The organism is Wolbachia endosymbiont of Protocalliphora sialia, assembly GCF_053891855.1.
Map to the genome: position 1 here is coordinate 1 of NZ_JAIUJX010000005.1, position 26681 is coordinate 26681.

Sequence of the window (26681 nt, forward strand, 5' to 3'; positions counted from 1 at the left end):
GATCACTTTGAAAAAAATGGTCTAGACAAATGGGTGCATTATAAGCAGTCACCTACGGTGGATAATACGAAAGCGAAAATTGTAAACTAGGAGAGAAGGACTTCATAAATGAGGTCTTACCAGCAGGAACTTGTTTTTCATTAAAAAATCCACTATATTATAAACATAGCAATATAGTGAGGTAAAATTATGACTAATAGTGTAAATGAATTATCAAATGAAGCACCAATAATACTAACTTGGGTACCAAGAGTATATGGTGCATCTTTACCTGATGGTAAGAACAGCAAACTTAATTATTTCTAAATAATTAAAAATCATAAATTAAAAAATAAAGAGGAGAGGGACATATATTTGGTTATCAATGGCCCTGGATTTGAAGAAAATCAAATAGATGATTTAAAGCGTGAACTGAAAAAAATTGAAGGAGTTCACGTTGTAGACTTACACCAATATGACTGGAGCGAAATAGATCGAGGGTGGAAGATAGATGGTGAAGACATTAGCATAAAGGACTTCTTCAAAAATATGTATAACATGAAAGATGAACAAAGAACATACTTTGCTGTTGAAATAGATACATTTAGATTAGTTGCTCTGGCACTCTTAAAGCAGTTTACGGAACATGAAGATGGAATATATATAGATTTTGATTCTTTAAAAGCCATTAACTTTCATATAGGGAAGGATATAACAATTCCTGAGGGAATTTTGTTAGGGCAAATTACTGCACATGTTAATCAAGAGACCGGCAAAATTATTAAAACGGATTTAAATAATGATCTGATTGCAGTAAGTGATACAAGCGTAGCAGTTGGTATTTTATCTGAGTATAAAGATAAAATATTAAGTCAAAAAGAAATGTGCCGTGATATAAAACAACGTTTACCATTGTTAATAGATGAACTATTGGATAAAGAGTTTGCGAAGCTGAGAGAAAAGAAAGAAATTACAGAGGAACAAGAAATAATTGAGGGAGAGGCAAAAAAAACAACCGTAAACAGATACGTAGATGATCTTGAAAAGAGAGGAATAGTAGCGTTGTATGATACGCAACCACAAAATTTTCAATATCTTAATTCATCATATCTTGGTTGTTCTTCAACAGGTTTTAACTTAGGTCACGTACACATTCAAAAGGTAGTTACTAAAGGACTGATTGGTGAAGAAGTTAGCAGATGTAAGTTATTTACTTTTGGAGGGAACAATGGCAATTACGTTTGTACAATAAATGGTGACCTATCTTGGGCTAGAGGAGCAAACTTATACCATAAACAGGTAAAAAGTGAGTTAGAAAAAGTACAAGTAGATCAGATGGAATTGGAAAATCTATCGTTAGAGTAATCAAGTGTAAACCGGAAAGTAACTCAGGTTACAGTTGATAGTCTATATTATTAAAAGGTTAATAATTATATATGTATTATAGTATAAGAGCTATTAATAGTATATATGTCAAAAAAAATGATTAATGAGTTGAAAGCTAAGGTGAAGGAGAGAGGATATGCTCATTTGAAGTCTACAAAAAGTTCTGATTATAGAACATATAAGGATTTGGATATGGACTTCAATAGTGAATATGAATTTGCTTGTGATCTTGTTATTAATGGGAAGGCAATAACTAATGATTTCATTAAAAATTTGTATTTAAAACATAAAGATCTAATTCCAAAGGACGAAAAAGGGAATTATCGTCCATTTCTTAAGCAAATCTTTAAGGAAATATTTGAACATGCCAGTGCAGCAGTTCCAAATGACCCTATTATGGAAGAATTGATAACTTATTATAACAGGTCTGGGTACAAGCAGTTCTTTTCTTCTCAAAGTCAAGCACTTCGTTCTTTTGGATTGTGGATGTATTCATTCCACTATTTAATTCCTTCTTACAGAGAAAGTACCTATATAAGTTGTGAAGATCCAAATTGTCTGAAGTTTAGTTTTAGCGTAAATGATGGCATATATAACGATAATAAAATTTTAGTATGTAATTTGCAAAACTCAGTGGAGTTTAAACTAAAATGTGAGGGTGAAAATGTGAAGTATGAAGAAGGTAAAGTGTCTCTTACTATTCCTAAGGAGCTGAAAAACTACAAAGCAAATGATAAGAATTTGTTTGATGTTATTATTGAGTATTTTCAGAAATTTTGCGAAAAATTTAGATTTCACTTTGAGACAAAAATTGAGCATATTCTGGATAAGCCACTTGGAGTATTAAGTGATATAAATACATTCCAAGATAAGAATCTAAACTTGAAGAATTTAAAATAAGATATTGAAATCTCTGCTTTTTTTAATAAGGTGAGTATAATAAAAAGTAAATCAAGTTTTACAGAAAACCTTTACTTATGATGAAAAGTATGTAATACGTATATAATATAAGATTGTGATATGTCAAAAAAAATAGTTAATGCATTAAAATCTGAAGTAAAAAAGCTCAAATATGCTGATTTAAAGTCTATATCAATAAAATCAGATAGTTGGAACTTTAGTTACAAAACATATATTGACCTTGGTAGATCACACAACCTTACTATTAATGAGAAAGAAGTGCCTAATGAGCTTATCGAGGAGCTATACTCAAAACATAAAGATCTCATTTTAGAAGATGAGAATGGAAGAAAGAACTATAGTCCATTTCTTAAGCAAATTTTCATAAAAATATTTGAATATGCTGGTGCAGAAGTTCCGAGTGACTCTATCATGGAAGAATTGATAACTAACTATCATCAAGAAGGGTATAATCATTTTCTGTTTCTTCATATATTAAAGGCTCTTTCTCCATTTGGTTTGCTTGTGTTAGATTCTAATATAATAATAACTTATAGTATGGATTGCCGTGACTCCAATTGTCTAAAACTCAATTTTAGCATGGATTGTATAAAGGTACGCAGCAGTGATCTTGTTAATGATATCAAAACACCAGGTTTTTACAGCTCAGTAGAATTTAAGTTAAAATCTAAGGGTAGAAGCATAACATATGAGGATGGTAAAGTGCTTATTAATATTCCGAAAGAGCTGAAAAATTATAAAGCAAGTGGTAGAAGTTTGTGTGACATTACTATTGAGTATTTTCAAGAATTTTTTGGAAATTTGGGATTTAAATTTGAGACAAAAGTGGAACATAGTCTAGGTGGACCACTTAAAGTGTTAAAAGATGTAAATACATACCATGATAAGAACTTAAACTTGAACCAACAGTTAAGTAATTCAAGATAAGATATTGAGATTCGCATTTTTAAAGCTAGAAAACACATTCATTGAGAGAATAATTTCGCTACTGAAAGCAAAAGGCGTTTTTACAATCTTCTATCTACTACTCCCTCATGAACAGATACGTTAATCTCATCTAACTGCTCACTAACTTCTTCATTACTTGGCAAGTGTCCTCTAAGAGATAAGTTACGTACTGCATGCTGACATCGATCCAAAGGAGTTTGTAATCGCTCAACATATACTTTTGCTAGCAACTCAGCGTCAATTAGCGCTCCATGCAGCTCCCTACTCTCTAGTGATATACCAAAACGCTCACACAATGCACTTAAAGAAGCCGGTGGTCCAAATTTCTTTCTTGCAAGCGGTAATGTATCTAACACTCTGTCTGAAGAGATTAATTTGGCATTCAGTTTACCAAGTTCCATGTTCAAAAATTTAATGTCAAATCCAGCATTGTGAATTACCAAAGTATCGCTAGATATAAAATTAAGAAATTCAGATGCAATCTCTGAAAATAATGGCTTATCCTTTAGAAATTCTTCGCTGATACCGTGAACTTTAAATGCACCTTTGTCTATGCTCCTTTCTGGGTTGATGTATCGATGGAATACTTTGCCTGTTGGAATATGATTAATTAGTTCTACACACCCTATTTCGATAATTCGATGGCTATTGACATCAAGACCTGTAGTTTCAGTGTCAAGTACTATTTCACGCAGCCCATCTTGTTTGACGCTTAACATACTACTAGGATCTGACTGACTATTGGTAGCTTGTATCGTTTTTTTTCTTTTAGCTACTAATTTTTTTGTAGCACCTTCACCATCTTTTACTCTAGAGTGTCCAGGCGCTTCGGTTATTGAGCTTTTTTTTATACTATCAAGGATAACTTCTTTATCATTTAAGAATTTTTTACCGTTACCTTCTACATAAAGTGAGGTGAGATTTTTGAGTGCTATATCTCCTCCATAGTGGTGGCGCCACACTCCAACAATGTTGTTGTTTTCTACATTTAATAAAGTAAGATTTGGGAGACGTTTGCTGCCAATCAAAAATGCAAAACCTCTGTCTCCAATATTGTTATTACTTATTTCAAGTAAAGTAAGGTTTTTTAGATTGCCTTGACCTATATATCCTGCACCTTCAAAACCGAGTTTATTGTTCCTTAGAGTGAGCGAAGTAAGATGTGTAAGTTTACTTAACTCTTTTACATCTTTACTATCAATCTCTACATTTATTAAATTAAGCTCGTTAATGCCTTTTTTACTCTGTAGAAAGTTTGCTAGCTCTCTTATATCAATTTTAGCACTTACATCTGATATTGTTAAAGCTTTATCATGTACATATCCACTAAAACCCACCTTACCCTCTGTTAATATACTATGTAAATATTTTAACTGGCATCTCAGTAGCTGTCAATTGCTTATATAAGATCTTAAACAGCTGGTTTAGGTGCTGTAAAATTCATACTTTTTGTGATCAGCTAAGTAAAAAGTCAAGCCTAGGGCAACTCACTAAGCTTTTCTGATTTATTGTGATACAGTTCTTGAGTTTTTTTCTTCCTTTACAAAAGAATCTGTTACTAAATCCTTTAAAGTTTTACCAGGCTTTTCTAGCAATTCAGGTTTAAGTAAATACTCAAGTTCATATATTGCTGCTGTAATTGCTATAGCAGCTAAAGCTGCAATTAAAAATGGTGAACTTATTTCTTCTGTTATGAGTGTTAAAGTTATTAAACCTCCTAGAAGCCCAATTACTGGTGGAACAATAATTGCTGCACCTCTTTCCCATAATTGTGGTTTTTTATTGAGCTCATGTTTTTGTTTCTCTTTCTTTTCTTTGTATCGTTTACATGCTCCTTTTTTTCCTTCAAGTGGAATTTCTTTAACTTGGACTTGCTGACAAAATTCGACCTTTTTTTTTGGCTTTATTTTGTCAGAAATAGAAGATTTTGATAACTCAGTGTAGTCAACTTTTTCGTTAGAACCACCCATAACTTTTTCGCTTCATAAATACCTATATTAAATTATATTCTAAATAAAGTCAAGATATTAATTACTATATTAAACTGTACTCTGAAAAAATCAAGATATTAACTACAAGCCTTGAGCCTGTTAAAATCTTCTTCAGCGTGATATGATGAACGGGTTAATGGACTTGATGCAACTACCAAGAAGCCTTTAGAATAAGCAATATATTTATAATGCTCAAACTCTTCTGGAGTAACATATCTATCAATTTTTGCATGCTTTGGAGTTGGTTGCAGATATTGACCAATTGTAATGAAATCAACTTCGGCGCTACGTAAATCATCCATAACCTGAAAGATTTCTTCTTTTGTTTCTCCAAGACCAACCATAAGCCCTGACTTCGTGAAAAGTTTAGAATTAATCTGTTTCACCATCTTTAGCAAATATAGTGAATGAAAATAACGAGCTCTTGGTCTTATTTTTGCATACAGCCTTGGTACTGTTTCGATGTTGTGGTTATAAACATCAGGTGATGCAATAGCTATTGCTTCAAACGCTCCTTTCTTATTTAAAAAATCAGGAGTGAGGATCTCTATTGTTGTTTCCGAAGTTATCTTTCTAATTTCTTCTATACACCTTATAAACTGATTTGCACCACCATCTGGTAAATCGTCACGGTCAACAGAGGTAATGACAACGTGCTTTAAATTTAACTTTTTTATTGCTTTTGCTAAATTTTCTGGTTCATGAGGATCGAGCTTATCAGGAATGCCAGTTGCAACGTTGCAAAACGCACAAGCACGAGTACAAACAGAACCGAGAATCATCACAGTAGCATGACGTTTATTCCAACATTCACCAATATTTGGACACGCAGCTTCTTCGCATACTGTATGTAAGTTATGTAGCTTAACAGTGTTTAAGGTTTCATTGAATACTTTACCAGCTGGAGCTTTTGCTCTGAGCCATGTAGGCTTACTATGCATCTGAAACAGCTAGCTCTACCTCTTGTTTTGCTAAAACTTTCTTTAATCTTCTTTTTATCTTTTGCGCTTCTTTACTTAGTTTAATTGTTTTTGTGTTGAGCAAGAAAGCATCAAGATCACCTTTGTAATCTATAGTTCTTAAAGTTCTTGTCGCTATACGAAAGCTAAACTTTTTTTCTAATATATTACTCGTTAATGTAACCTTATGTAAATTTAAGAGAAAGGTACGCTTTGTTTTACGATTTGAGTGCGATACCTTATTACCAAAAGACTTTTTTCTATTTGTTAATTCACAAATTCTACTCACTTCAATATACCAATTTATCCTATGTAACTAGGTTAACCTTATATAGTTAAATAGTCAACTCCCTTGCTTGATTTTTATACCGTATACTGCTTTATAGCCAAAAAACACTGTAATTTTTTCTATTACAAGAGAAACCATATGCTGCATTTCTAATGCTTTACTGCCATTTGTTACTAACAGATGCAGAACACCAGAATTTACGTTTTGTGCGTATGAGATCTTTTGTGGTTTTGTACATTCTGCTAATTCCTCTCCAACTATACTTTTCCAGTTTAAAATAAGACGTATTTCATTTTTGCTGATCTTATTTTTCATGCATTTTAATGCATAGTTTTCTATTATAGATTTTAATTTCTTTGGCCCGCTATATTTAAACATCTTTCCAGTGCTTAAAATTAAATTATATTACAACTTTCTTATACAAAAAACTAACTTATTGTTTTCATAATCCTCGGCCTCACACATAAAAAGCAGTATTTGTATATCTAGCATTTGCCAGAATTTTGTGTTTCCTACCTTGTAATCATTTTTAATTTTAATTTGTTAAATTATTATGAAGCTAATTAAAATTCGAGTAAAGTATAGTATTTCCAAGAAGATTATCTTTTTACTGTATGCAGTAATTTTCTTATAGCTATCTGTTTTTTAAGATCTTTCTGCAATCCAAGCTGCTTGAATGGCCTCTAATATTTTTTCATTACAATACTTTTCATCATCATCAAACTCCTTCAAACCCAAGATCTTTTTCTTAAGTTCAGTGAATCTAATACTAATTATATCCTTACTGGGAAACTTCTCTTCTAGAGCTTCTGCAATATCTTCTATATCAAGCCATTTCATACTTTTTCGATAAATTAAACTGGTGCCCATGGGGAGACTTGAACTCCCAAGGTCGCAAAACCCACGGATTTTAAGTCCGCTGCGTCTACCGATTCCGCCACACGGGCCTTATTTATCTAGAGTAAAATTCTACTACTAAATTGACTTCCATGTCTGCTGAATATGGGACTTCGGAATATTGAGGTGCTCTCAAATACTTCACTGAAAGTGCTTTGCTATCTGCCTCTAAATAATCTGGAGCCTTACGTTCTTGTTTTTGTTCAGCCTCTATTAATATAGGAATTTTTGCTGCTCTTTCCCTTATTTTTACTATATCACCAGGCTTCACTCTATAACTTGATATGTTAACCACCTTATCATTAACTGTAACATGTTTATGAGATATAAGCTGTTTTGCCGAGTAAATTGTTGGCACAAAACCAGAGTGATATAGAACAGAACTTAACCTTGATTCCAAGGCACCAATAAAATTATCAGCCGTATAACCCTTTCTTTTGTAAGCATCTAAAAATGTACGTCTAAGCTGCTTACTTGAAATTGCATAGTAGAACTTAAATTTCTTATGTGCAGCAAACTGCTTACCAAAGTCAGATAACTTCTTAAATCCAAGAATACCATGCTGACCTGGAGGGTATTTTCTTTTATTGACCGAATCTTTTGCTCTACCCCATAAGTTTACACCAAGCCTGCGACTGATTCTATACTTTCTATTGATAACAGTTGTCATACAAAAATTCTCACAATCTAACTATAAATTATTAATGATTTTAACATTAAGTGTCAACTTGTTTTTGCCACTATGATATAGTATACTTCACTTTTAAGTTTTCCTATTAATACATGAATCATCTACTACTAAAATCCATGGCAAATGCTGTCCGCTTTTTATCAATTGATGCAGTACAAAAAGCAAATTCTGGACATCCAGGTATGCCACTTGGCATGGCAGATGTTGCCACTGTATTATTTGCTAAATATCTAAACCATAACCCTGATGATTCTAAATGGATCAGTAGAGATCGTTTCGTCCTATCAAATGGTCACGGTTCGATGCTGCAATACTCTATATTATATCTGACAGGCTACATTGGTATAGATGAACTAAAAAACTTCAGGCAACTTACATCAAAAACTCCAGGTCACCCAGAATTTGGCTTGACTTCTGGTATAGAAGCAACAACAGGCCCACTTGGTCAGGGATTTGCCACTGCTGTTGGCATGGCACTTGCTGAATCGATTCTTGCAAAGCAGTTTGAAATCAGCCACTACACTTACGTAATGCTAGGAGATGGCTGTCTTATGGAAGGTATAAGCCATGAAGCAGCGTCTCTTGCTGGGCATCTTAAATTAAATAAGCTGATAGCACTTTTTGACGACAATGACATCTCTATAGACGGCTCTACTAGCCTCTCTTGCTCTGATGATATAGAAAAGCGTTTTTCAGCGTATGGATGGAATGTTGACAAAATCGATGGGCATGACTTTGATGCTATATCCCTTGCAATAGAGCAGGCGCAAAAGTCTGATAAACCTACACTAATCTGTTGCAAAACTATTATCGGAAAATTTTCGAGCCGTGCTGGCACATCTTCTGCTCATAGTGGTGCCTTTACAGAGGAAGATGTAAAACAGATGAGAGAAAAATTAAATTGGGACTATGAACCATTTCATGTACCAGAAGATGTGAGAAACGCTTGGATAGAAACAGTTAAGAGGGCAAAGCAAAACTATACATCCTTGATCAATGAAGAACTACAAAGAAGACTTGAGAAACGTTTGCCGAATAACATCGAGAGTGATTTGGCTAACCTGAAGAAACAAATATGTGAGCTCATGCCAAACGAAGCTACTCGATCTTCTTTCGGCAGAGTAGTGGAACTATTAACTAAGTCTATGCCAGAACTAATTGGTGGCTCTGCTGATCTTACCGGTTCAAATTGTACTAAATATAAGCACATGCAGGCAATAGATAGTAATAATTATAGTGGCTCTTATGTACACTATGGAGTGAGAGAGCACGCTATGGCAGCTTGTATGAATGGTATGGCTCTTCATGGTGGGATTATTCCTTATGGTGGAACTTTTTTAGTATTTTCCGATTACTGCCGACCTGCTATACGTCTTTCAGCTTTGATGAAGCAGCAGGTTATCTATGTAATGACTCATGACTCAATTGGAGTAGGAGAAGATGGTCCAACTCACCAGCCAATAGAGCATTTAGCTTCTCTGAGAGCTATACCAAATCTGTATGTTTTTAGGCCAGCAGATGCAATTGAAACTTTGGAGTGCATTAGCATTGCACTTGAAAAAAAAGAGTCACCTGCACTATTTGCGCTTTCAAGGCAAAATATTAATTACATGCACTCTTATACTGACCAATTGGCCAACCTATCAAAATTTGGTGCATATATACTATGCGAATATTCAGGGAAGCTAGAAGTGACGATATTTGCTACCGGATCTGAAGTTAAAATTGCAGTTGAGGCAAGAGAAAAATTACAGGAAAAAGGTGTAGGTACAAGGGTCATTTCTATGCCGTGTTGGAGGCTTTTTGACGAGCAAAGTGATGAATATAAAGGGGTAATATTAAATAATGATAGTATTAAAGTTGCAATTGAAGCTGGAAGTGAAGTGGGTTGGCATAAATATATAGGTTCAAACGGTATATTTATTGGCATGAAAAATTTTGGAGAATCAGCACCTTATGAAGCTCTTTATAAGCATTTTAATATTAGCGCTGATTATGTAGTAAAATGTGTTTGTGAAAACGCTTTTTATCATTCCACTGCGCATAAAATTACTTAATGCACTCAGCAAGTGCCGTTATTATGATAAGGAACATCGGTGAAATGTTTCGAGTAACTTTTCCGTTTCTATGATCCACTTGGCGGCAAGAATAAAGTTTTAATCATTCTATGGTTTCTGTATAATTTTCAAAACTTAATTGATATATATGAAGGTAATAATAGGTAGCACTAGTAAACAATTAGGAGATTCAATAGCAAGTGGGCTAAATGCTCAGCTATTACCTACTCAGGTATCAAGATTTGCCGATGGTGAGGTAAATGTAGAAGTAGCAAATGATCTACGTAATCAAGAAGTATATATAGTACAATCTCTTTCTTCCCCTGTAAATGATAACCTTATGGAGCTTCTGCTTACAATTGATGCAGCAAAGAGGTCAGGAGCCAAGAGAATAACGGCTATTATTCCTTATTACGGATACAGTAGGCAGGATAGGGTTATTAAAAACAATAATATGCAATCTGCTTTAAGTGCTAAATTAACTGCAAATCTTATTCAAACAGCTGGTGCAAACAGTGTTGCTGCTATTGATTTGCATTCAAGTCAAATTGAAGGTTTTTTTGATATACCAGTTACTAATCTAAGCTGTTTTGAAGTATTTGTTAACTCTATATACAAGGAAAACTTGGCAATAGTTGCGCCTGATGTTGGAGCAATTGGCAGAGCTCGTGCTTTTGCAAAGATTTTAGAGGAAAAATACAAGTTAGATAATGATATTGTTGTAGTAGATAAATATAGAGAAAAAGCAGGTACATCTGAGGTAATGAATGTAATCGGAGAAGTTGCAAACAAAAATTGCGTCATTGTTGATGATATAGTTGACTCTGGCGGAACATTATGTAATGCAGCTCTTGCTTTAAAAAACCGAGGAGCAAAGTCTGTAGTTTCATGCATTACACATGGAATACTTTCAGGAAATGCAGTTGAGAAAATCTCTTCCTCTTCTCTGGATAAATTAGTAATTACGGACACCGTATTTCACAAATTTGAAAAAAATGATAAGATAGAGGTTGTTTCAATTGCAAATATTTTAATTTGCTTTATGCAAGGAGGTAAAAGTGCCAGCTAGATCAACAGAAGATGTTATCACTTCGTTAATAGAATTTGCAAATAAGAGAAAAATAACAATTACTAAAGAAGAAATGCTTAAAACTGCACAGCTTGTGAGGATTAAGTTATCCGATGATGAGATTCAATACTACTCAAAAGAACTGACAATGCTGGATTGGATACATGATACTTTGTTGAAAGTTAATACTGAAGGTGTTTCTCCTATGCGTTATGGAACTATAGATAAGGATATTTATGTACGCGATGATATTATAAATTCTCAAAACATTAAAGAAGAAATATTATCCAATACAAAATCGGAGCATGGGTATTTCGTAGTACCGAAGGTTATAAACGATTAAGATAAAGCAAGATTTATAACGATTTTATAGATCTACTTTCAAAAATAAGACCAATCTGGTAAAGAAGCATTCGTTGGAGTAAAAACCATTTTTTGATTTTTCTTTACTAAATCTACTAAATATAATTTAGAGTTGCTTGGTGATTCTGCGTTAGTGAAGATAATTTCTCTGCCATTTGGTAGCCATGCCGGAGATTCAATTTTATGTCCCTCTGAAAGCAAGCGCTCTTCTTTGCCATCTGGCTTCATAACTCCTATGTAAAATTTTCCTGACTGAATTTTTGTAAAAGCTATCAGATCTCCTTTTGGCGACCAAACAGGTGTAGCATATCTTCCATTTCCAAAACTAATTCTCTTGGGTTTTTTGCTTTTTTTAGTGAAATCTATGATATATAGTTGCTGACTTCCACTTATATCAGAACTAAAAACCATGTACTTTTGATCTGGAGACAAAGAGGGAGAAGTACTTATAGCTGAACCTTTAGTAATTTTTTTTGTTCGTTTACTGTTTAAGTCTAGAGATAATATATTTGTTTCACCACTCAATGAGTGGGAAATAAAAAGAGATTTACCATCAGGAGAAAATCTTGGTGCAGAAATAACTCCTTCAAATGCGCTGATTATTGATTCAGTGTTATCTTTTAAATTTTTTAATATTATATAACTTTTACCATTTGTGTATGAGATATAAACAATACCCTTTCCATTTGGTGAAAATCTTGGTGTTGACACAAATTTCTCACCATTTGTTAAGTACTTTATATTACTTCCATCTTGATTCATCACAGCAATTTTACGGACGGATTTGTAATTGCTATCTTTTTCTTCAGCGATATATGTAATTTTTGTATTGAAATGCCCTTTCTCACCAATCAATCTATCATGTATCAGATCTGAAACAAGATGACTAATTTTCCTCCAGTCTTTTGCTAGAAAAACAACCGACTGAGTAAGCAATTCTCTGTTTGTAAAGCTGTCAGATAAACGAAAAGATAGCTCTAAATTTCTGTTTGATACTTCACTTAAACTTACTGTGACTACAGTATCGCTTTTCCAAGACTCAACTTTCGCATCACGTTTCACATTAAATAAGCCACAATTAGATAGATTTGTTTCAATTACTTTTGTGATGCTTTCACTTAGCTCACTTTCCACTTCTGTCTTGCATGCACATTTAGATACAACAAGATCAATATTACCAATATTGCTTTTTTTTATATCAACATATAAAACAGCTTTTGTGGAATAAGGAATAAATAACGAAATAAATAACACCAGTTGAACGAATAGCTTCATTAGATTTCTTGCATTACCTCCTGTCATCTCAGCAAATAGCTTACTTTTGAAGTTAAACTGCATGACAGTAGAGTAAATCAATTTCTGCAGTACTTGACACTGGAATCCAGAAATTTGACTGCAAGTAAGTGCACTGAGGTGGCAAGCATAAAAGTAGCTGTTTTATTCTAAAATAAACGTCTTTGACAAGGTTGCATGAAAAACTGGATTCCAGTTTCAGAGCACTGGGATGACACCCTACTGGTGGAGATTGCTCTAAAACTACAATGTTTGCATGGGCGTTGAGATGGCACCCTTCTGGTAGATTCAAATCACAATGTTTGTATAGTTGTGTGATCTGACACTGATTTTTTTTTACGGATTCCAGTATTGCATGCTGAAATAACATCAAAGAATACATTGTTAACTTCTTACTCAAATAATGGTTAATAAAAAAAGGTGTATTTCTATACCTGTTCTATCTGGACTTCAATTATAGGTCTTTTTAGTAAATATTCTTTTAAGATACTAAATATTGAGCTCTCAATTTTATTTCTTATTTTTTTTATCGGCTGTGAGTCAAATGCTGACTCAACCTTCTTTATGATCTTTTGCATAATGGCTGCATCTTTTTGCGCTTCGAAAACACCAGGTGCAAATACTTTTGGCTTAGCAAGCAGTTTATTTTTCTTGTTTACAACTGCTGTCACTACGATAGCTCCGGCATCTCTCATTCTCTCACGCATTTTTATAACGCTGCATTCTGGATGACGGAGTAACATACCATCAATACCAAAGTAGTCGACATCAATGGAGCTAACTTTTTCCCCATTTTCCAAATTAACAATATCACCTGGTGCAATCATTATTGCTTTTTTCACACCGCACTCTTTAGCAAACTTTACATGTGCATCCGTATGAATATACTCACCATGAACCGGAATAGACATCTTAGGTTTTATCAAAGAATACATTTCCCTTAGCTCTGCTTTTACTGGATGTCCGGAAGCATGAACATTCTCTGTTTTTTCAGTAATAACTTCCACTCCCATCTCAATAAAGGCATTGAGCATGTTATGTGCACGAGTTTCATTGCCAGGAATGATTTTTGATGAAAAGATCATGGTATCACCTTGCTGCATTTTAAATGCTTGATGACTCTTAGCGGCAAGTCTTGCGGTAGCTGCCAGTGGCTCACCTTGACAACCTGTGCAAAGTAGCACCAGCTTTTCCCTTGGAAAATTTACTGCCTCCTTTGCTTCTAGAAACTCAGGAGAATCAGTTAAATAACCACTATCCTGAGCAACTTTCACTATTCTCCATAAAGATCTGCCAAGTAAAACCACTTTTCTATTTAGTGCTTTTGCAGCTTGGCTTATTGTTTCAATTCGCGCCACATTCGAGGCAAATAGCGAGACAGCAACCAATTTTTTAGACCGCTTTATTATATTGTAAATATTATCATAAATTTCACTTTCTGATTCAGGGTCATGTTTGCTCAGTATGTTTGTTGAATCACAAATTGCTGCAAGTAGATCACCTTTATCGCCAATTTCTTTTAAACGCTCTATATTAGAAATTAATCCAACAACAGGTTTTGGATCAAATTTCCAGTCCCCAGTATGAAGTGCACTACCTGCTTCAGTGCTAATTAATATTGAATTTGCCTCAGGAATTGAGTGAGTTACATTTATAAACTCAACGGTAAAAGGACCCAAATTTATGCTGCCATTTATGTCTACCTCTTTCACAGGTACCACACCTTCCAATCGAAACTCCTTTAGTTTCTCCTTGAGAAAATTAACTGTAAACTTTGTTGTATATATGGGACATTGCAAATCTTCCCACAGATGAGGCACTGCACCACAGTGATCTTCATGTGCATGTGTAATTATTATTCCAAGCAAATCTTTTTTTCTTTGAGCAATAAAATCTACATCAGCAATGAGTAGCTCAACACCTGGCATAGTTTCATCTGCAAAACCGATACCAAGGTCGATCATAATCCACTTGCCTTGATAATGATATAGGCTAACGTTCATCCCAATTCTTCCTACTCCTCCAAGAGGAAGAAATAAAAACTCATTTTTGTTTATGTTCATTAATTTTAAATTATTAAAATGCGAGGATAGCAAAACTTCGACCTTAAATAAAGGAATTTATCACTTTTGCATAACTTAAAAAAATCTTTTCACTAAAAGAGAAGGCTTTTAAATTGGTAAAAAGAATTAAGTGTAGACAGCTACCTCTTTATATCATTTAGCAAATTTCTCATTTTTTTTTTACTTTTCCAAAGAATCCTTCAGATTTCTGCTCTACACTTTCATGTTCCTCTTCCTCAAGCGCTTTTAATAGCTCAATCTGCTTTTGGGTTAAATTCTTTGGATTTAAAGTCTCAACTATTACCTGTACGTATAAATCACCACGAGCATGTGAGTTCATATATGGCATACCCTTTTCCCTACAACGTAGTTTGGTACCAGTTTGAGTGCCTTCAGGGACCTTTACTTTTATTTTAGCTCCATCAATTGATTGAATATCGATTTCACCACCAAGTACTGCTAGTGTCATTCTTATAGGCACTTTACAGTGTAAATCTGCTCTATTGCGAGTGAAGATCTGATGAGTAGCTATTTTCACACATACGTATAAATCTCCGCTTTTTCCACCTCTTGCTCCAGCTTCTCCTTTACCACTGACCCTTACCTTAGCTCCTTCTTCTATGCCTTTTGGAATTGAAACGGAGATATTTACTTCATCTCTTTTACGCCCACTTCCACCGCATTTCTTACATTTATTTTGTATTATTTCTCCTTCCCCATAGCATGTAGTACACGTTCTTTCAATGGTAAAAAAGCCCTGTTGAGTTCTAATTCTACCGCTTCCCTGGCATGTGTTGCACTGAACTGGTTTGATTGCTCCTTCGCTACCTGTGCCTTGGCATGTATTACATTTTATATTTGTCACATAATGTATAGGTGCTTGTATTCCTTTAAATGCATCTTCTAAGGTAATTTTAAGGTCGTAGCGCAGATCTGCTCCAGATACTCCTGTTGTACTTCTTTTTGTTCTTGACCTACTTGTACTGCCGCCGAATCCTCCACCAAAAAAATCGTTAAATATATCGCTAAAATCCCCTCCAGCTTGGCTGAAATCAAATCCACCGGAAGCACCATCGTGACCATAACGATCATAACCTGCTCTTTTTTCAGAGTCAGATAGAACTTCATATGCAGCTGTTACTTCTTTAAATTTTTCCTCTGCTTCCTTATTACCAGGATTTCTGTCAGGATGATATTTTAATGCTAGTTTTTTATATGCTTTTTTTATCTCGTCAGTACTAGCATTTCTGCTCACTTCTAGCAGATCATAATAGTCTTTTTTGTTCATATATAATAGCTCAGTATTTTACCTTTAAAGATAGGTATTACACATATGAATTTCAAGCATGACCTCTATTTCCTATAAAATATGGTGCACCCTGAGCGACTTGAACGCCCGACCTTTTGATCCGTAGTCAAATGCTCTAATCCAACTGAGCTAAGGGTGCTTGCACAAAGTTGACTTTAACAGATTTTATAGCTTATTTCAATTGGTTTAGCTAAAAATAAAACTCTTATCATGTATGAAACCTGTAAGAAATTGTACTAGCTCTCTTAAAGGATAACTTAAGTTAACAGTTTCCAATTACTTTGATTTTAGAACCGCTATCCGAATAAGAGCTTTTCACATTATACTACCAAGCTGCTAACAAATAGCGGAATGACGGTTATAGTTAAATCTAAACTATTTTGGCTATATCAGAAGACGGGTTATGCAGAAACCTTAAAATACTTCTTGCTTGCCAAGGAGAATAAATACATTCCTACAAACAAGCAGATACTCAATATCGATGCATAGGAAAACTTGAAAATTAAATCTTTAATATATATTGATAAGCATTTACCTGCAGAAATTTTGTATAGTAGTCCAACACAAATAATCGTACTATCAATGACCGATGCTATAATTAAAGTGATGAAATTTGCCATATGAAAATTCAATTTCGACTTTAATTCTTCAAAAACAACTATGCTTGAGAGAAGAGAGATTAAAATTGCAGTATATAGAACCAGTATCATAAAACTAAAATTTTGCAATTTAAAAAGACAGCATATCACTGTACACACTATTAAGCTGTAAGTAGCTTTGCTTCTACCATAAAACTCAACCATTGAGTTTACAACTAAAGTAGCTCCCACAAATAAGGCAGCACATATCATTAATTTATTTGAAGTGTTAAGTAAAGAAAGACTGATAAGCAAGAGTATTGATAAAATGGACATAATCACCTACCCAAATTTAATAATATGCATTTATTTTAATCAGACATTACACATAATGAAAAATTTGTCTAGCGTAATCAAAAGTTATTTAAACTAGCACCTAAGTCTTTCAAATCTATTCTTATAATATCCTTTATATTGAGAGCTTTCTCCTCTGTCACTTTTCCAATACATGAAAAAACTATACCTTTAAACAATTCTTCAAACTTCCGCTGATTTTGCGGGGCAATGGTTACTAATATTCTACTTTGCGATTCAGAAAACATTATTATCTTGTTTATTATGTCTGTATTTTGTGTTTTTCCTATTGGTACTAGTGAAAGATCAATTTCAGCACCAAGGTCTCCTGCAATTAGCGATTTTGCCAGAGCAATAATTAAGCCCCCTAAGTTTGGTGCAATTGCAGAGACAATTATGCCATCTTTTATTGCCTGGTTGTAACGTTCATACAACTTCCTAGCGCTCTTTGCATTAACTTTTGGCACGTTGTTATTATCTATTCCACTATATAACTGATATTCAGATCTACCAAGCTCATCGTGGGTTGTACCAAGCACATATATCAAGTCCCCTGGCATTTTCACATCAAGCGATACCGCATTTTCAATATTTTCTATAATTCCAATTGCTGAGATGAGTAATGAAGGTGGTGCAGAGATTATCACTTTCTCGCCATTTTCATCATATCCCTTGAAGTCATTGAACATACTGTCTTTTCCGGATATGAATGGTGTTTTAAATGCAGTTGCAAAGTTGTAACAAGCCTCTGCAGCTCTCTTTAGTTGCCACAATCTTTCTGGATTATAAGCATCACACCAGCAAAAATTATCGAGCAACGCTAGATGATTTATATTTCCTCCTGCAGCTACGTAGTTGCGTATGGCAGTGTCAATCGCACATGCTGCCATGTGATAAGTGTCAATTTCTCCATAACTTGAGCCAAATCCCTGCGATTTTACAACACCTTTGTTTGAAGAAAGGACTGGCCTCGAGACAACAGCTTCGCTGCACACTCTTCCCTTGCCTTGCAGTGGTTTCAGTATTGACGATCCTTGAACTTCATGGTCATATTGCACCACTATAAACTCTTTGCTGCGTATGTTTGGTCTGCTTAGCATTTCTTTTAGTTCAAAGGTGTCATGCAAGTAGCTGAGACTGGAATCCATTTCACGCTCAGCTCCACCATCGTATGGGTTTTGGCGTAAAATGTTTGCAGGCTTTACCTGCTGGATCCCAGTGTCAAGCACTGGGATGACAGGAAAGGATACAGCAGACTCCTTAGACCACGGTTTCGTCTGTAAATGCACTTTGGGATTACCGTCATGCAGAAATTCAGTTTCGATGTCCATTATTACTTCTCCTGGGGGACATTTAACAACGGCTTTGCCACTTTTGTTGAATTCTCCAATTACACAGACCTCCACATCATGTGTTTTCATGATTTGCTTAAACGCAGGAAGATTTTCTTCTGGCACTGCTAAGGTCATTCTCTCTTGTGATTCTGATATCCATATTTCCCACGGAGCCATACCATCGTTTTTAAGGAGAACCTTGCTCAAATCAACTTCAAATCCGTCTTTTCCCATTTCACCAATGGACGATGATAGACCTCCTGCTCCATTATCCGTTATTGCATTATAAAGACCAAGATCTCTTGCTTCTACGACGGCGTTGGATAATTTTTTTTGTGTTATAGGGTCACCAATTTGCACAATTGTTGAAGGACTGTTTCCCGACAATGCCTCTGAAGAAAAAGTTGCACCGTGAATTCCGTCCCTTCCAACTCTTCCACCAATAATTACGATTTTATCACCGTTTTTGGGTTCTTTTATGTGTGAAGGTGCATTATTTATATTCCGTGGAATAATTCCGATGCTTCCAACAAAAACTAATGGCTTTCCACAGAATCTATCGTCAAAGTATACTGATCCAAGTTGCGTTGGAATACCGGAGCAATTACCAGCAACATTAACACCGTGAATCACTTCTTTCATTATATATTTTGGTGGTAAGATTTTATCAGTACGCTCTTTATCTCTATAAAGTTTGCCTTTTGATTCTTTGGCAAAGCAAAAGTAATAAGTATTCATGATAGGTTCTGCACCTTTGCCAAAACCGACTATATCTCGGTTAACTCCAAGCACTCCAGTCATTGCTCCACCGAACGGATCGAGAGCTGAAGGACTATTGTGAGTTTCAACTTTATCTACAATCAAGTAATCGTCATCAAAAATTATTCCTCCTGCGTTGTCGGAGAAAACTGACACGCATATGTTAGAATTTATCTCACGCGTTGCACGCTTAATATAATGAGCATATAGACCGTCTTTTATTTCATCAATAGGGGAGCAAAAAATATTGTGTTTACAATGTTCAGACCAAGTCTGTGCCAGAGACTCAAGTTCAATATCATATGGATTTCTACCGAGTTTTTTAAAGTAATCCTTTATAGCTTTCATTGCTGCCAGCGAGAGCCCTAAAGTGCCATTACCATCGATTCCATCTCTGCTGATTTTTTCAAGCTCTTGGTCACTCACATTGAGTTTGACAGATTTTGCTCCATTATTACCTGGTGTCATCCCAGTGCTTGACACTGGAATCCATTCTTTTTTTTCCTGGTCACGCGCTGTAATGACACCAGGTGGGGTATTTGGTTTACTGTAATACTTCCAATGGCAATTGCCGTTTTCTTTATAGACAAGTGTGCAATATTCAGTAATAGGATTGAATTCCTGTTTTATGTCATCTTCGGTTGAAAAACCTCCTTGACTTAGAAGTAATTTTGAACTTCTTGCCTTGATAGAAACACTTTCATCAATGTGGCCTTTACTCATTAGATATTCTCTAACAATCTGTTTTGCCGTATTGCCAACATTATCGGTCATGCCAGGTAGAAAGCTTATTTCCAAGCCCCACTTTGCTTGTGATTCTATGAAATCATATTGAACTTCTTCGAGATTTTTGTTGTAAGAATAATAACAACAATCTTGTATGACTTTATTATAAAATAATTCACAAATTTCTTCGTATAATTTTAATGGTAGTTCTTTGCTTATGTAAATCGAGTAAATGTTGACTAGCCACCTGTGGCTAACTTGCTTACATTTATTTAAAACTTCTATTCTGATGTTCGTCATGCAATATTATTAAAAAATTTGATATATAATAACATAAGAAAGTGAGAGCACATTTATATTTTGCTGTACAATAATGCATCATACTAATTGTTATTTTTCATGAGAAAAGTTTTTACCATTAACGTAGATGCATCCTTTTTCGATGTTCTAGTTCAGCATATATTTTCTGAATATGAAAGAAAAGAAATTCCTCAAATAAAGATCATACTTCCATGCAAGAGGGATGTGATAGCATTGCTGGGTGCATTCAAGAGTTGCAGCGCTATAATTTTGCCAGAGATAGTTTCACTAGAGAATATTGATGAAGAAGATTTAATATTAAATCTTGATAGAGTTAAAGTTATCAACCCAACAAAAAGAACACTGCTACTCATTCAATTTATATTGGAGTGGAATAAAAAAAACAATGATAATTTTCCAATCGATCTGGTTTACAGTTTGCCGTCATTGCTTCAATATACCCAAATAGAGGGTGATTATCAACTTGATGAGCACTCAAAAAAAGTAGGGAATTTCATAAATTTACTTATCAAAACTTGGAGTAAAACTTTAAAAGGTTTGGGAGTAATAGATATACTAAAGCATAAGAATGACTACATAAACAATATGATAAACTTCCTGCAGAAAGATCAGCATATGATCTTTATTGGAATTGGAAAGGGTGAAATCTACAAGTTATTGATTAAGGCTATATATGACCTGCCATTTGGAAAGATAATTCTACCTAACCTGAATTTGAAAATGAACGAAAAAGATTGGAAATCACTTGATAAAAAACACTATCAACATTGCCTGAAAGATTTACTCGATTATTTAAAAGTGGATAGAAGGGATGTTAGTTTTCTGTCAGAAGCGTGTTCTGGTGTCATCCCAGTGTCAAGCACTGGGATGACAGAAGAAAGGGCTGGGATAACAGGAAGTCCTGAGGAATATCTTGATTATATCTTCGATACAACTGCTGATCTAAGTGAAGTTGGTGGCGGATCAATTGAAAATATTGAAGTCATCACTTGTGATTCAAGGGAGGAAGAAGCACAAGTGACGTCACTAATTATAAAGAATGAAGGTTATGAAAACGTTTCTTTGTTTGTCTTTGATAAATTACTTGCAGATCGTATGGCGTGTACCATATCGGAAAACTATTCTTATATAACGCTCCTATTTTACAGCATTGAAGTTTTGACCTCAAATTGGAACAGTGTGGCACTGCTTTCGCTACTCAAACATAGTCTAGTGACTTTTGGTTACACTCAAGAAGAATACACTCGTATTTTATCTGAGTTTGAGATAGAAGTATTGCGTAGCTTTAATACAAATGGTCTTAAGGATATTATTAACGCTATTAATACTTGTAAAAAGCTAAGACATAAAGAAGATATATTAATTATTATCAGTAATTTAAAGATTATATTTAATCCTTTACTGTATCTTGTAAATTATCCCATTTTTGATGTGGCATCAGCTCATTTGCAGTGTGTTAATGTCCTTTCTAATATCAATTTTTTAGAGCTAAATGGTGAAATAGGTAATTTTACTCGTGATTTCTTAAATGCATGTGAAGATGTGGCAATAAAATGCTCCTTAGAGTTATATAGCCAAATCCTGATATTATTTTTAAAAAGAAAATTTTTTTCTCCAGAAAATAACTTAGATAAATTCAGCTTATATCACAATAAAGTTGTAGTACTTGCTGGATTTAATGATATACCAAATTTTCAGAATCCGTTTTTGAGTGCACTGAATAGAGAAAAATTTAACCTTCCTTCTGTGCAAGAAGAGCAAGGGTACTTTTTGTATACTTTGCGCAATTTATTTGGTGCCGGCAAGGTTTATATTACGAGGCTAATTAGTGATAGAAAATCAATTCTATTACACCGTTGGGATATTCTGTTGCAAAGAACAAAATATCCTTACCGCGATTGGCTAAGAATATTAAATACACCTGAGTGTATTGTTCCATGTACTCAGCCTATGCCAAAACCTCAAGCCAAAGTCAGAGAAGAAAAAATGCAAGTGATGTCTTGCAGTGCAATAGAAAAGCTAATTCGTAATCCTTATTCGTTTTACGTTGAATATATACTGGGCCTTAAGCAATTGAGAGACTTGAATTTTAAGCCATCGATATTGGAGTTTGGCACTATGGTACACAATATTCTTGCAAGATATTTACGCAACGAAAAGTCGCTGATGAGTGTTGTACGAGAAATATTCTCGTCTAATCGATTCCACTTTTCAAATATGTGGTGGGTAAGGTTGCAGAGGATAATTCAATCTTTTGTTGAGTTTGATAGGACTGGAAACAATCAAGTTGAGTTGGAGAAGAGCTTTTCCTATCCGATATTTCATATTCCAGCGCGTGACACACAACTGCGCGGATGCTGTACAACTTCCACTAAGAAGAAGGGTGTCATTCCAGTGCTTGACTACTTGGATCCAGAAAATTTGATTGCAAATGAACACACCAGACAATTGTGTAATAATAGCTGGTCAGATACTCGAATGACAGAAGAAATTTTATTGACAGCAAGATGTGATAGAGTTGAGTATCTACCAGGTGGGCAAGTAGCAATTATAGACTATAAACTTGGTTCACCACCTTCCAATGAGGAAGTTATGTCAGGATTTTTCCCGCAATTAATTTTACAAGCTTTAGCAGTGGAATACACAACAAAAAAAGAAGTCTCGGAGCTTGCTTATTGGAAACTTGATTATGATAAAATAAAGGTTATTGCTTTGAAAGATTATAGACAAAAAATGCATGAATTTCAGAATATTCTACCAGATTTCTTATCTAATTATTTAAGAGATACTACTCCCTTTATTGCCTCTCCTTATTTTGATAAATTCCTGAGATTTAACAGCTACAAACAACTAGAAAGGATAGGGGAGTGGTTATAAATTATATCTCCTCTCATCCAGATCAAAATAGCTGGTTGTACAGCTGGTTTACTAAGTGCAGTAGGAGAATTACTAGATTGTGATATAGACTCATCTTTGCTAGACTCAAATAACCATAAAAAAACACTAAAAAGTGATTCAATCAATTTTAGCCATTAAAACTTGAATAGTGGCTAAAATAGCTTTAAATTGTATATTTTTTAGGAGGGGTATATGCCATCACAAAAACAGCTAAATGCGCAGCTAATTGATGCTGCTAAAGAAGGTGAGCTACGTTTTGTTCAGCAAGCCATACAGGGTGGAGCAATGATTAATACAATAGATGATGATTATGGGAGAACTGCTTTAATATGGGCTGCTGACAATGGTCAACTAAAGATAGTACAATACTTGATAGAAGAGGGAGCAAATGTTAATGCAGAATCTCCGGGAAACATAACTGCTCTAATTCATGCTGCTGCCCATGGTCATCTTGAGGTAGTACAACTTCTAATAGCAAATGGAGCTGATTTAAATGTGAAACGTAAAGGTCAATTCCCTGCCCTAACATATGCTATTGTAAATGGCCATACGGAGGTAGCAAAGCTTCTAACTAGATATCATTTAATAGCTAATCTTGATATGTCAATACCTCGCTTGCCTCTTCCTACTTGTATACCAGAGTTATCATCTTATTGGTATGACTGTAAGGATGAGCTCAATAAAATGAAGGAAGAAGATAGTGAATTATATAATTTTCTTGTAAGTAAGAGAATTAATGAACAGGTAAGAATTTGGACAGAGAGTGAGACAATACGAAATATTTCACAAGATAGATTAAATATAGAATACTCAATCTATGCTAAAGATTTAACAGGTAAAATAGAATTAGTGATATTTGTTCTTAACAACAGGGAAATAATCAATTCTTTATCGCGGTATTATAAGGTAAGAATTCAAACAATTGATCAGGTAAAAAGGCTACTTGATCGTTTCACAAGAGAACATGTAGAGCTTGAAGTAGAAATTGTTCCAGCACAATTAAACTTTAATACTCAAGAGTTACAACCCCCTAAACTAAAAACATTATCATTTGCACAAATGATTAACAATCATGCAGGATTATTTTCAGCTGCCAAAAATGGTCAATTAGAAACAGTAAGATACCTGATAGAAAAACAGAAAGAAGATATTAATTCAACAGATCACTATGGAAGAACTGCTCTAATGTGGGCTGCTGGAAGTTGCTATTTAGAGGTAGTAAAGTACCTGATAGAAACAGCAAAAGCAAATGTTAATGTGAAAGATGGCTATGAAAACACTGCTCTGAATTATGCTACTAGAAACGGGCATTTAGATGTAAAAGAATATCTGAAAGGTTACATACAAAAAGAACTGCGGAAGAAATACGTCTGCATTGGCGTGAGTGGTGCAATAGGTTATGTTGCAGGTATGACAATATCATGTTCTGCGGGAGCAGCGATTGCAGTTTGTGCAGCATCAGCTACCATTAGTCTAGCGTTAGGTGCAATTTTTGGTTATACAGTTGTAGAAGTAAAAAAAGAGAAAGCAAACACAGGTATAGCTTCTGCGCTTAAAGATGTTTTCACTATTCAAGCTCTAAGTAGAATAGCCTTATAGAGAGTGAAAGTAGGTTTATTGCTTAAGGTTGCATGATTGCCTTAATAACAATAAAAAAATAATAGAAGCAAAAGATATGGCTTGAAAGTTTTCTAAGGTCTTCACTAAAAATGTCTCAACTTGACACTGAAATACAATTTGATTTAACTAATCATATATGTAGGTAATGTCAAACACTAGAATGAGGAAATATGGATAAAAAAGTTAGAATAGAATCAGATAGCTTAGGAGAAGTAAAAGTACCAAGTGAACATTACTGGGGAGCGCAGACTCAGCGTTCTTTGGAAAATTTCAAAATTGGTACAGAGAAAATGCCAGAGCCCCTGATTAAAGCGCTAGCAATAGTAAAACTTGCAGCAGCACGTGTTAACATGAAGCAGGGTAGCATAGATAATAGAGTAGGGGATGCAATCTGCTCAGCTGCAAAGGAAATAATAGACGGTAAATTTAATAATCAATTTCCACTTGTTGTTTGGCAAACCGGGTCTGGGACGCAGACCAATATGAATGTGAATGAAGTGATCAGCAATCGTGCAATAGAAATTTTGGGCGGTGATTTAGGTAGTAAATCTCCAGTGCATCCAAATGATCATGTAAACTGTGGTCAGTCATCAAATGACACTTTTCCAACAGCAATGCATATAGCAGTAGCAGAACAAATAGACCGCTTGCTTATTCCCAATCTTGAAGAATTATATAAAGCGCTAAATAATAAGGTTCATGAATTTAAAGATATAATAAAAGTAGGGCGTACTCATCTGCAAGATGCAACTCCTCTAACACTTGGGCAGGAATTTTCTGGCTATGCAGTTCAGATTAAAAAGGGAATAGAGAGAGTAAAGTCAACTCTAAGCAATGTATATGAACTTGCACAAGGTGGCACTGCAGTTGGCACGGGAATCAATACTAAAAAGGGTTTTGCTGAGGATTTTGCTAAAGAAGTGGCAAAAATCACTAATTTTCCATTTACTTCAGCAAAAAATAAGTTTGAAGCACTAGCAGCAAATGATGCTTTAGTTGAGCTCAGTGGAGCACTCAATACAGTAGCAGTAAGCTTGATGAAAATTGCAAATGATATAAGGCTACTTGGTTCTGGTCCAAGATGCGGAATTGGAGAAATAATGTTACCAGAAAATGAGCCTGGCTCTTCAATCATGCCAGGTAAGGTGAATCCAACTCAATGTGAAGCAGTGACTATGGTATGTGCTCAGGTTATGGGAAATCATGTTGCCGTGACAATTGGTGGCTCAAATGGTCACTTTGAATTGAACGTGTTTAAGCCGGTGATAATTTACAATGTTTTGCAGTCTATAAGACTTTTAGCTGATGCAAGTTTAAATTTTGCAGAGAAATGCGTAGTTGATATTAAAGCAAACGAAGAAAGAATAAAGGATTTACTAAATCAGTCGTTAATGCTAGTTACTATATTAAATACGCATATAGGATATGACAATGCAGCAAAAATAGCGAAGCTTGCTTATAAAGAAAATATCACTCTAAAAGAAGCAGCAGCAAAACTTCAACTGCTCACTGAGGAGGAGTTTGAAAGGATAGTGAAACCAGAGGAGATGGTAGGTTAAACTACCACCTTTTTTTGTCCCTAGTTAATTGTGGTAATATGTATGGAACTTTGCTGGTTGCTCTACATATACCTCTTCTAAATCACTTAGAGCGTGGTCATTGTGATTAAAGCCATATCTCTTAACCATCTCATCTAGCGTAACAGAGCTTAGAGAGAAACTGAACTCTGGCAATGGATTCACATTTGAGGATTGCAGACTAGTTAATGGCTCTCCGCCATTTATTTGAGAGTCTAGGAAAGTTAGCTCACCTTCCAGGCTAGTATGTTCTTCTGGCACTGAACTATAATGCACCCATTTGTCTAGACCATTTTTTT

The 26681-nt window shown here is 34.8% G+C and carries 20 protein-coding genes, 2 tRNA genes and 2 pseudogenes; 9 read left to right on the top strand and 15 right to left on the bottom strand.

The annotated features are described in order from the left end of the window. The first annotated feature begins 189 nt into the window (after positions 1–189). From LB100_RS03405 to LB100_RS03415, 3 genes and pseudogenes are all read left to right on the top strand, one after another. Positions 190–1344, top strand: a pseudogene (locus tag LB100_RS03405) (hypothetical protein). Between the two features lie 105 nt (positions 1345–1449). Beyond that, positions 1450–2265 carry a hypothetical protein gene (locus LB100_RS03410; RefSeq protein ID WP_456201463.1) on the top strand — a complete coding sequence of 272 codons (816 nt, stop codon included), beginning with the start codon at positions 1450–1452 and terminating at the stop codon, positions 2263–2265. Between the two features lie 120 nt (positions 2266–2385). Continuing rightward, the gene (locus LB100_RS03415; protein WP_264720092.1) at positions 2386–3213 is read left to right on the top strand and encodes a hypothetical protein; all 828 of its coding nucleotides are present in this window, start codon (positions 2386–2388) and stop codon (positions 3211–3213) included. Between the two features lie 80 nt (positions 3214–3293). On the opposite strand, the gene dnaQ is transcribed toward LB100_RS03415, so the two are convergent. The 8 genes from dnaQ to rpsD all read right to left on the bottom strand — a co-directional run bounded on the left by dnaQ (position 3294) and on the right by rpsD (position 8040). Beyond that, positions 3294–3953, bottom strand: a complete 660-nt coding sequence (gene dnaQ, locus LB100_RS03420) for a DNA polymerase III subunit epsilon (RefSeq protein WP_264377951.1) — start codon at positions 3951–3953, stop codon at positions 3294–3296. 786 nt (positions 3954–4739) lie between these two features. Further along, positions 4740–5204, bottom strand: coding sequence for a hypothetical protein (locus LB100_RS03425; RefSeq protein ID WP_264720090.1), 465 nt, complete (start codon positions 5202–5204; stop codon positions 4740–4742). A 98-nt stretch (positions 5205–5302) separates the two neighbouring features. Further along, entirely contained in the window at positions 5303–6166 is an 864-nt protein-coding gene (gene lipA, locus LB100_RS03430; protein ID WP_108784143.1) for a lipoyl synthase, read from the bottom strand. Further along, on the bottom strand, positions 6159–6473 hold the full coding sequence (rpmB, locus tag LB100_RS03435) for a 50S ribosomal protein L28 (protein WP_007302640.1): 315 nt from the start codon (positions 6471–6473) through the stop codon (positions 6159–6161). The genes lipA and rpmB overlap by 8 nt, the downstream gene beginning before the upstream one ends. Before the next feature lie 54 nt (positions 6474–6527). Then, the gene (locus tag LB100_RS03440; protein WP_254229807.1) at positions 6528–6788 is read right to left on the bottom strand and encodes a DciA family protein; all 261 of its coding nucleotides are present in this window, start codon (positions 6786–6788) and stop codon (positions 6528–6530) included. A 330-nt stretch (positions 6789–7118) separates the two neighbouring features. Then, a complete protein-coding gene (gene iscX, locus LB100_RS03445; protein ID WP_264337261.1) occupies positions 7119–7313 on the bottom strand; it encodes a Fe-S cluster assembly protein IscX in 195 nt (64 codons plus the stop codon). Between the two features lie 20 nt (positions 7314–7333). Next, positions 7334–7420 (bottom strand) — tRNA-Leu (locus tag LB100_RS03450). Positions 7421–7425: 5 nt separating this feature from the next. Beyond that, positions 7426–8040 (bottom strand): 30S ribosomal protein S4, encoded by a 615-nt coding sequence (rpsD, locus tag LB100_RS03455; protein ID WP_006012690.1) that lies wholly within the window; start codon positions 8038–8040, stop codon positions 7426–7428. Positions 8041–8153: 113 nt separating this feature from the next. Here rpsD and tkt point away from each other — a divergent pair, with 113 nt between their 5' ends. The 3 genes from tkt to gatC all read left to right on the top strand — a co-directional run bounded on the left by tkt (position 8154) and on the right by gatC (position 11530). Beyond that, positions 8154–10118 carry a transketolase gene (gene tkt / locus LB100_RS03460; protein ID WP_456201464.1) on the top strand — a complete coding sequence of 655 codons (1965 nt, stop codon included), beginning with the start codon at positions 8154–8156 and terminating at the stop codon, positions 10116–10118. 148 nt (positions 10119–10266) lie between these two features. Further along, the gene (locus LB100_RS03465) at positions 10267–11187 is read left to right on the top strand and encodes a ribose-phosphate diphosphokinase (RefSeq protein ID WP_264720088.1); all 921 of its coding nucleotides are present in this window, start codon (positions 10267–10269) and stop codon (positions 11185–11187) included. Further along, positions 11177–11530 carry an Asp-tRNA(Asn)/Glu-tRNA(Gln) amidotransferase subunit GatC gene (gene gatC, locus LB100_RS03470; protein ID WP_456201465.1) on the top strand — a complete coding sequence of 118 codons (354 nt, stop codon included), beginning with the start codon at positions 11177–11179 and terminating at the stop codon, positions 11528–11530. The genes LB100_RS03465 and gatC overlap by 11 nt, the downstream gene beginning before the upstream one ends. A 38-nt stretch (positions 11531–11568) precedes the next feature. On the opposite strand, the gene LB100_RS03475 is transcribed toward gatC, so the two are convergent. The 6 genes from LB100_RS03475 to LB100_RS03500 form a co-directional block, all read right to left on the bottom strand. After that, positions 11569–12825 (bottom strand): Tol-Pal system protein TolB, encoded by a 1257-nt coding sequence (locus LB100_RS03475; protein ID WP_026092717.1) that lies wholly within the window; start codon positions 12823–12825, stop codon positions 11569–11571. 446 nt (positions 12826–13271) lie between these two features. Further along, on the bottom strand, positions 13272–14906 hold the full coding sequence (locus tag LB100_RS03480; RefSeq protein ID WP_063630613.1) for a ribonuclease J: 1635 nt from the start codon (positions 14904–14906) through the stop codon (positions 13272–13274). Between the two features lie 169 nt (positions 14907–15075). Next, the gene (gene dnaJ / locus LB100_RS03485; protein WP_012481762.1) at positions 15076–16194 is read right to left on the bottom strand and encodes a molecular chaperone DnaJ; all 1119 of its coding nucleotides are present in this window, start codon (positions 16192–16194) and stop codon (positions 15076–15078) included. Positions 16195–16276: 82 nt separating this feature from the next. Beyond that, a tRNA-Arg gene (locus LB100_RS03490) sits at positions 16277–16354 on the bottom strand. Between the two features lie 262 nt (positions 16355–16616). Beyond that, positions 16617–17129: a membrane protein gene (locus tag LB100_RS03495; protein WP_010401691.1), complete on the bottom strand. Its 513-nt coding sequence runs from the start codon at positions 17127–17129 to the stop codon at positions 16617–16619. Between the two features lie 77 nt (positions 17130–17206). Next, entirely contained in the window at positions 17207–20266 is a 3060-nt protein-coding gene (locus LB100_RS03500) for a phosphoribosylformylglycinamidine synthase subunit PurL (protein WP_456201466.1), read from the bottom strand. Between the two features lie 99 nt (positions 20267–20365). On the opposite strand from LB100_RS03500, the gene LB100_RS03505 reads away from it, so the two are divergent. The 3 genes from LB100_RS03505 (at position 20366) to fumC (ending at position 26364) form a co-directional block, all read left to right on the top strand. Then, a complete protein-coding gene (locus tag LB100_RS03505; protein ID WP_456201467.1) occupies positions 20366–23164 on the top strand; it encodes a PD-(D/E)XK nuclease family protein in 2799 nt (932 codons plus the stop codon). A 213-nt stretch (positions 23165–23377) separates the two neighbouring features. Beyond that, positions 23378–24784: an ankyrin repeat domain-containing protein gene (locus tag LB100_RS03510; protein ID WP_456201468.1), complete on the top strand. Its 1407-nt coding sequence runs from the start codon at positions 23378–23380 to the stop codon at positions 24782–24784. 191 nt (positions 24785–24975) lie between these two features. Then, positions 24976–26364: a class II fumarate hydratase gene (gene fumC / locus LB100_RS03515; RefSeq protein WP_456201469.1), complete on the top strand. Its 1389-nt coding sequence runs from the start codon at positions 24976–24978 to the stop codon at positions 26362–26364. A gap of 24 nt (positions 26365–26388) precedes the next feature. Here the strand turns inward: fumC and LB100_RS03520 are convergent. Beyond that, positions 26389–26681 (bottom strand): annotated as a pseudogene (locus LB100_RS03520) (hypothetical protein); the annotation flags it as partial.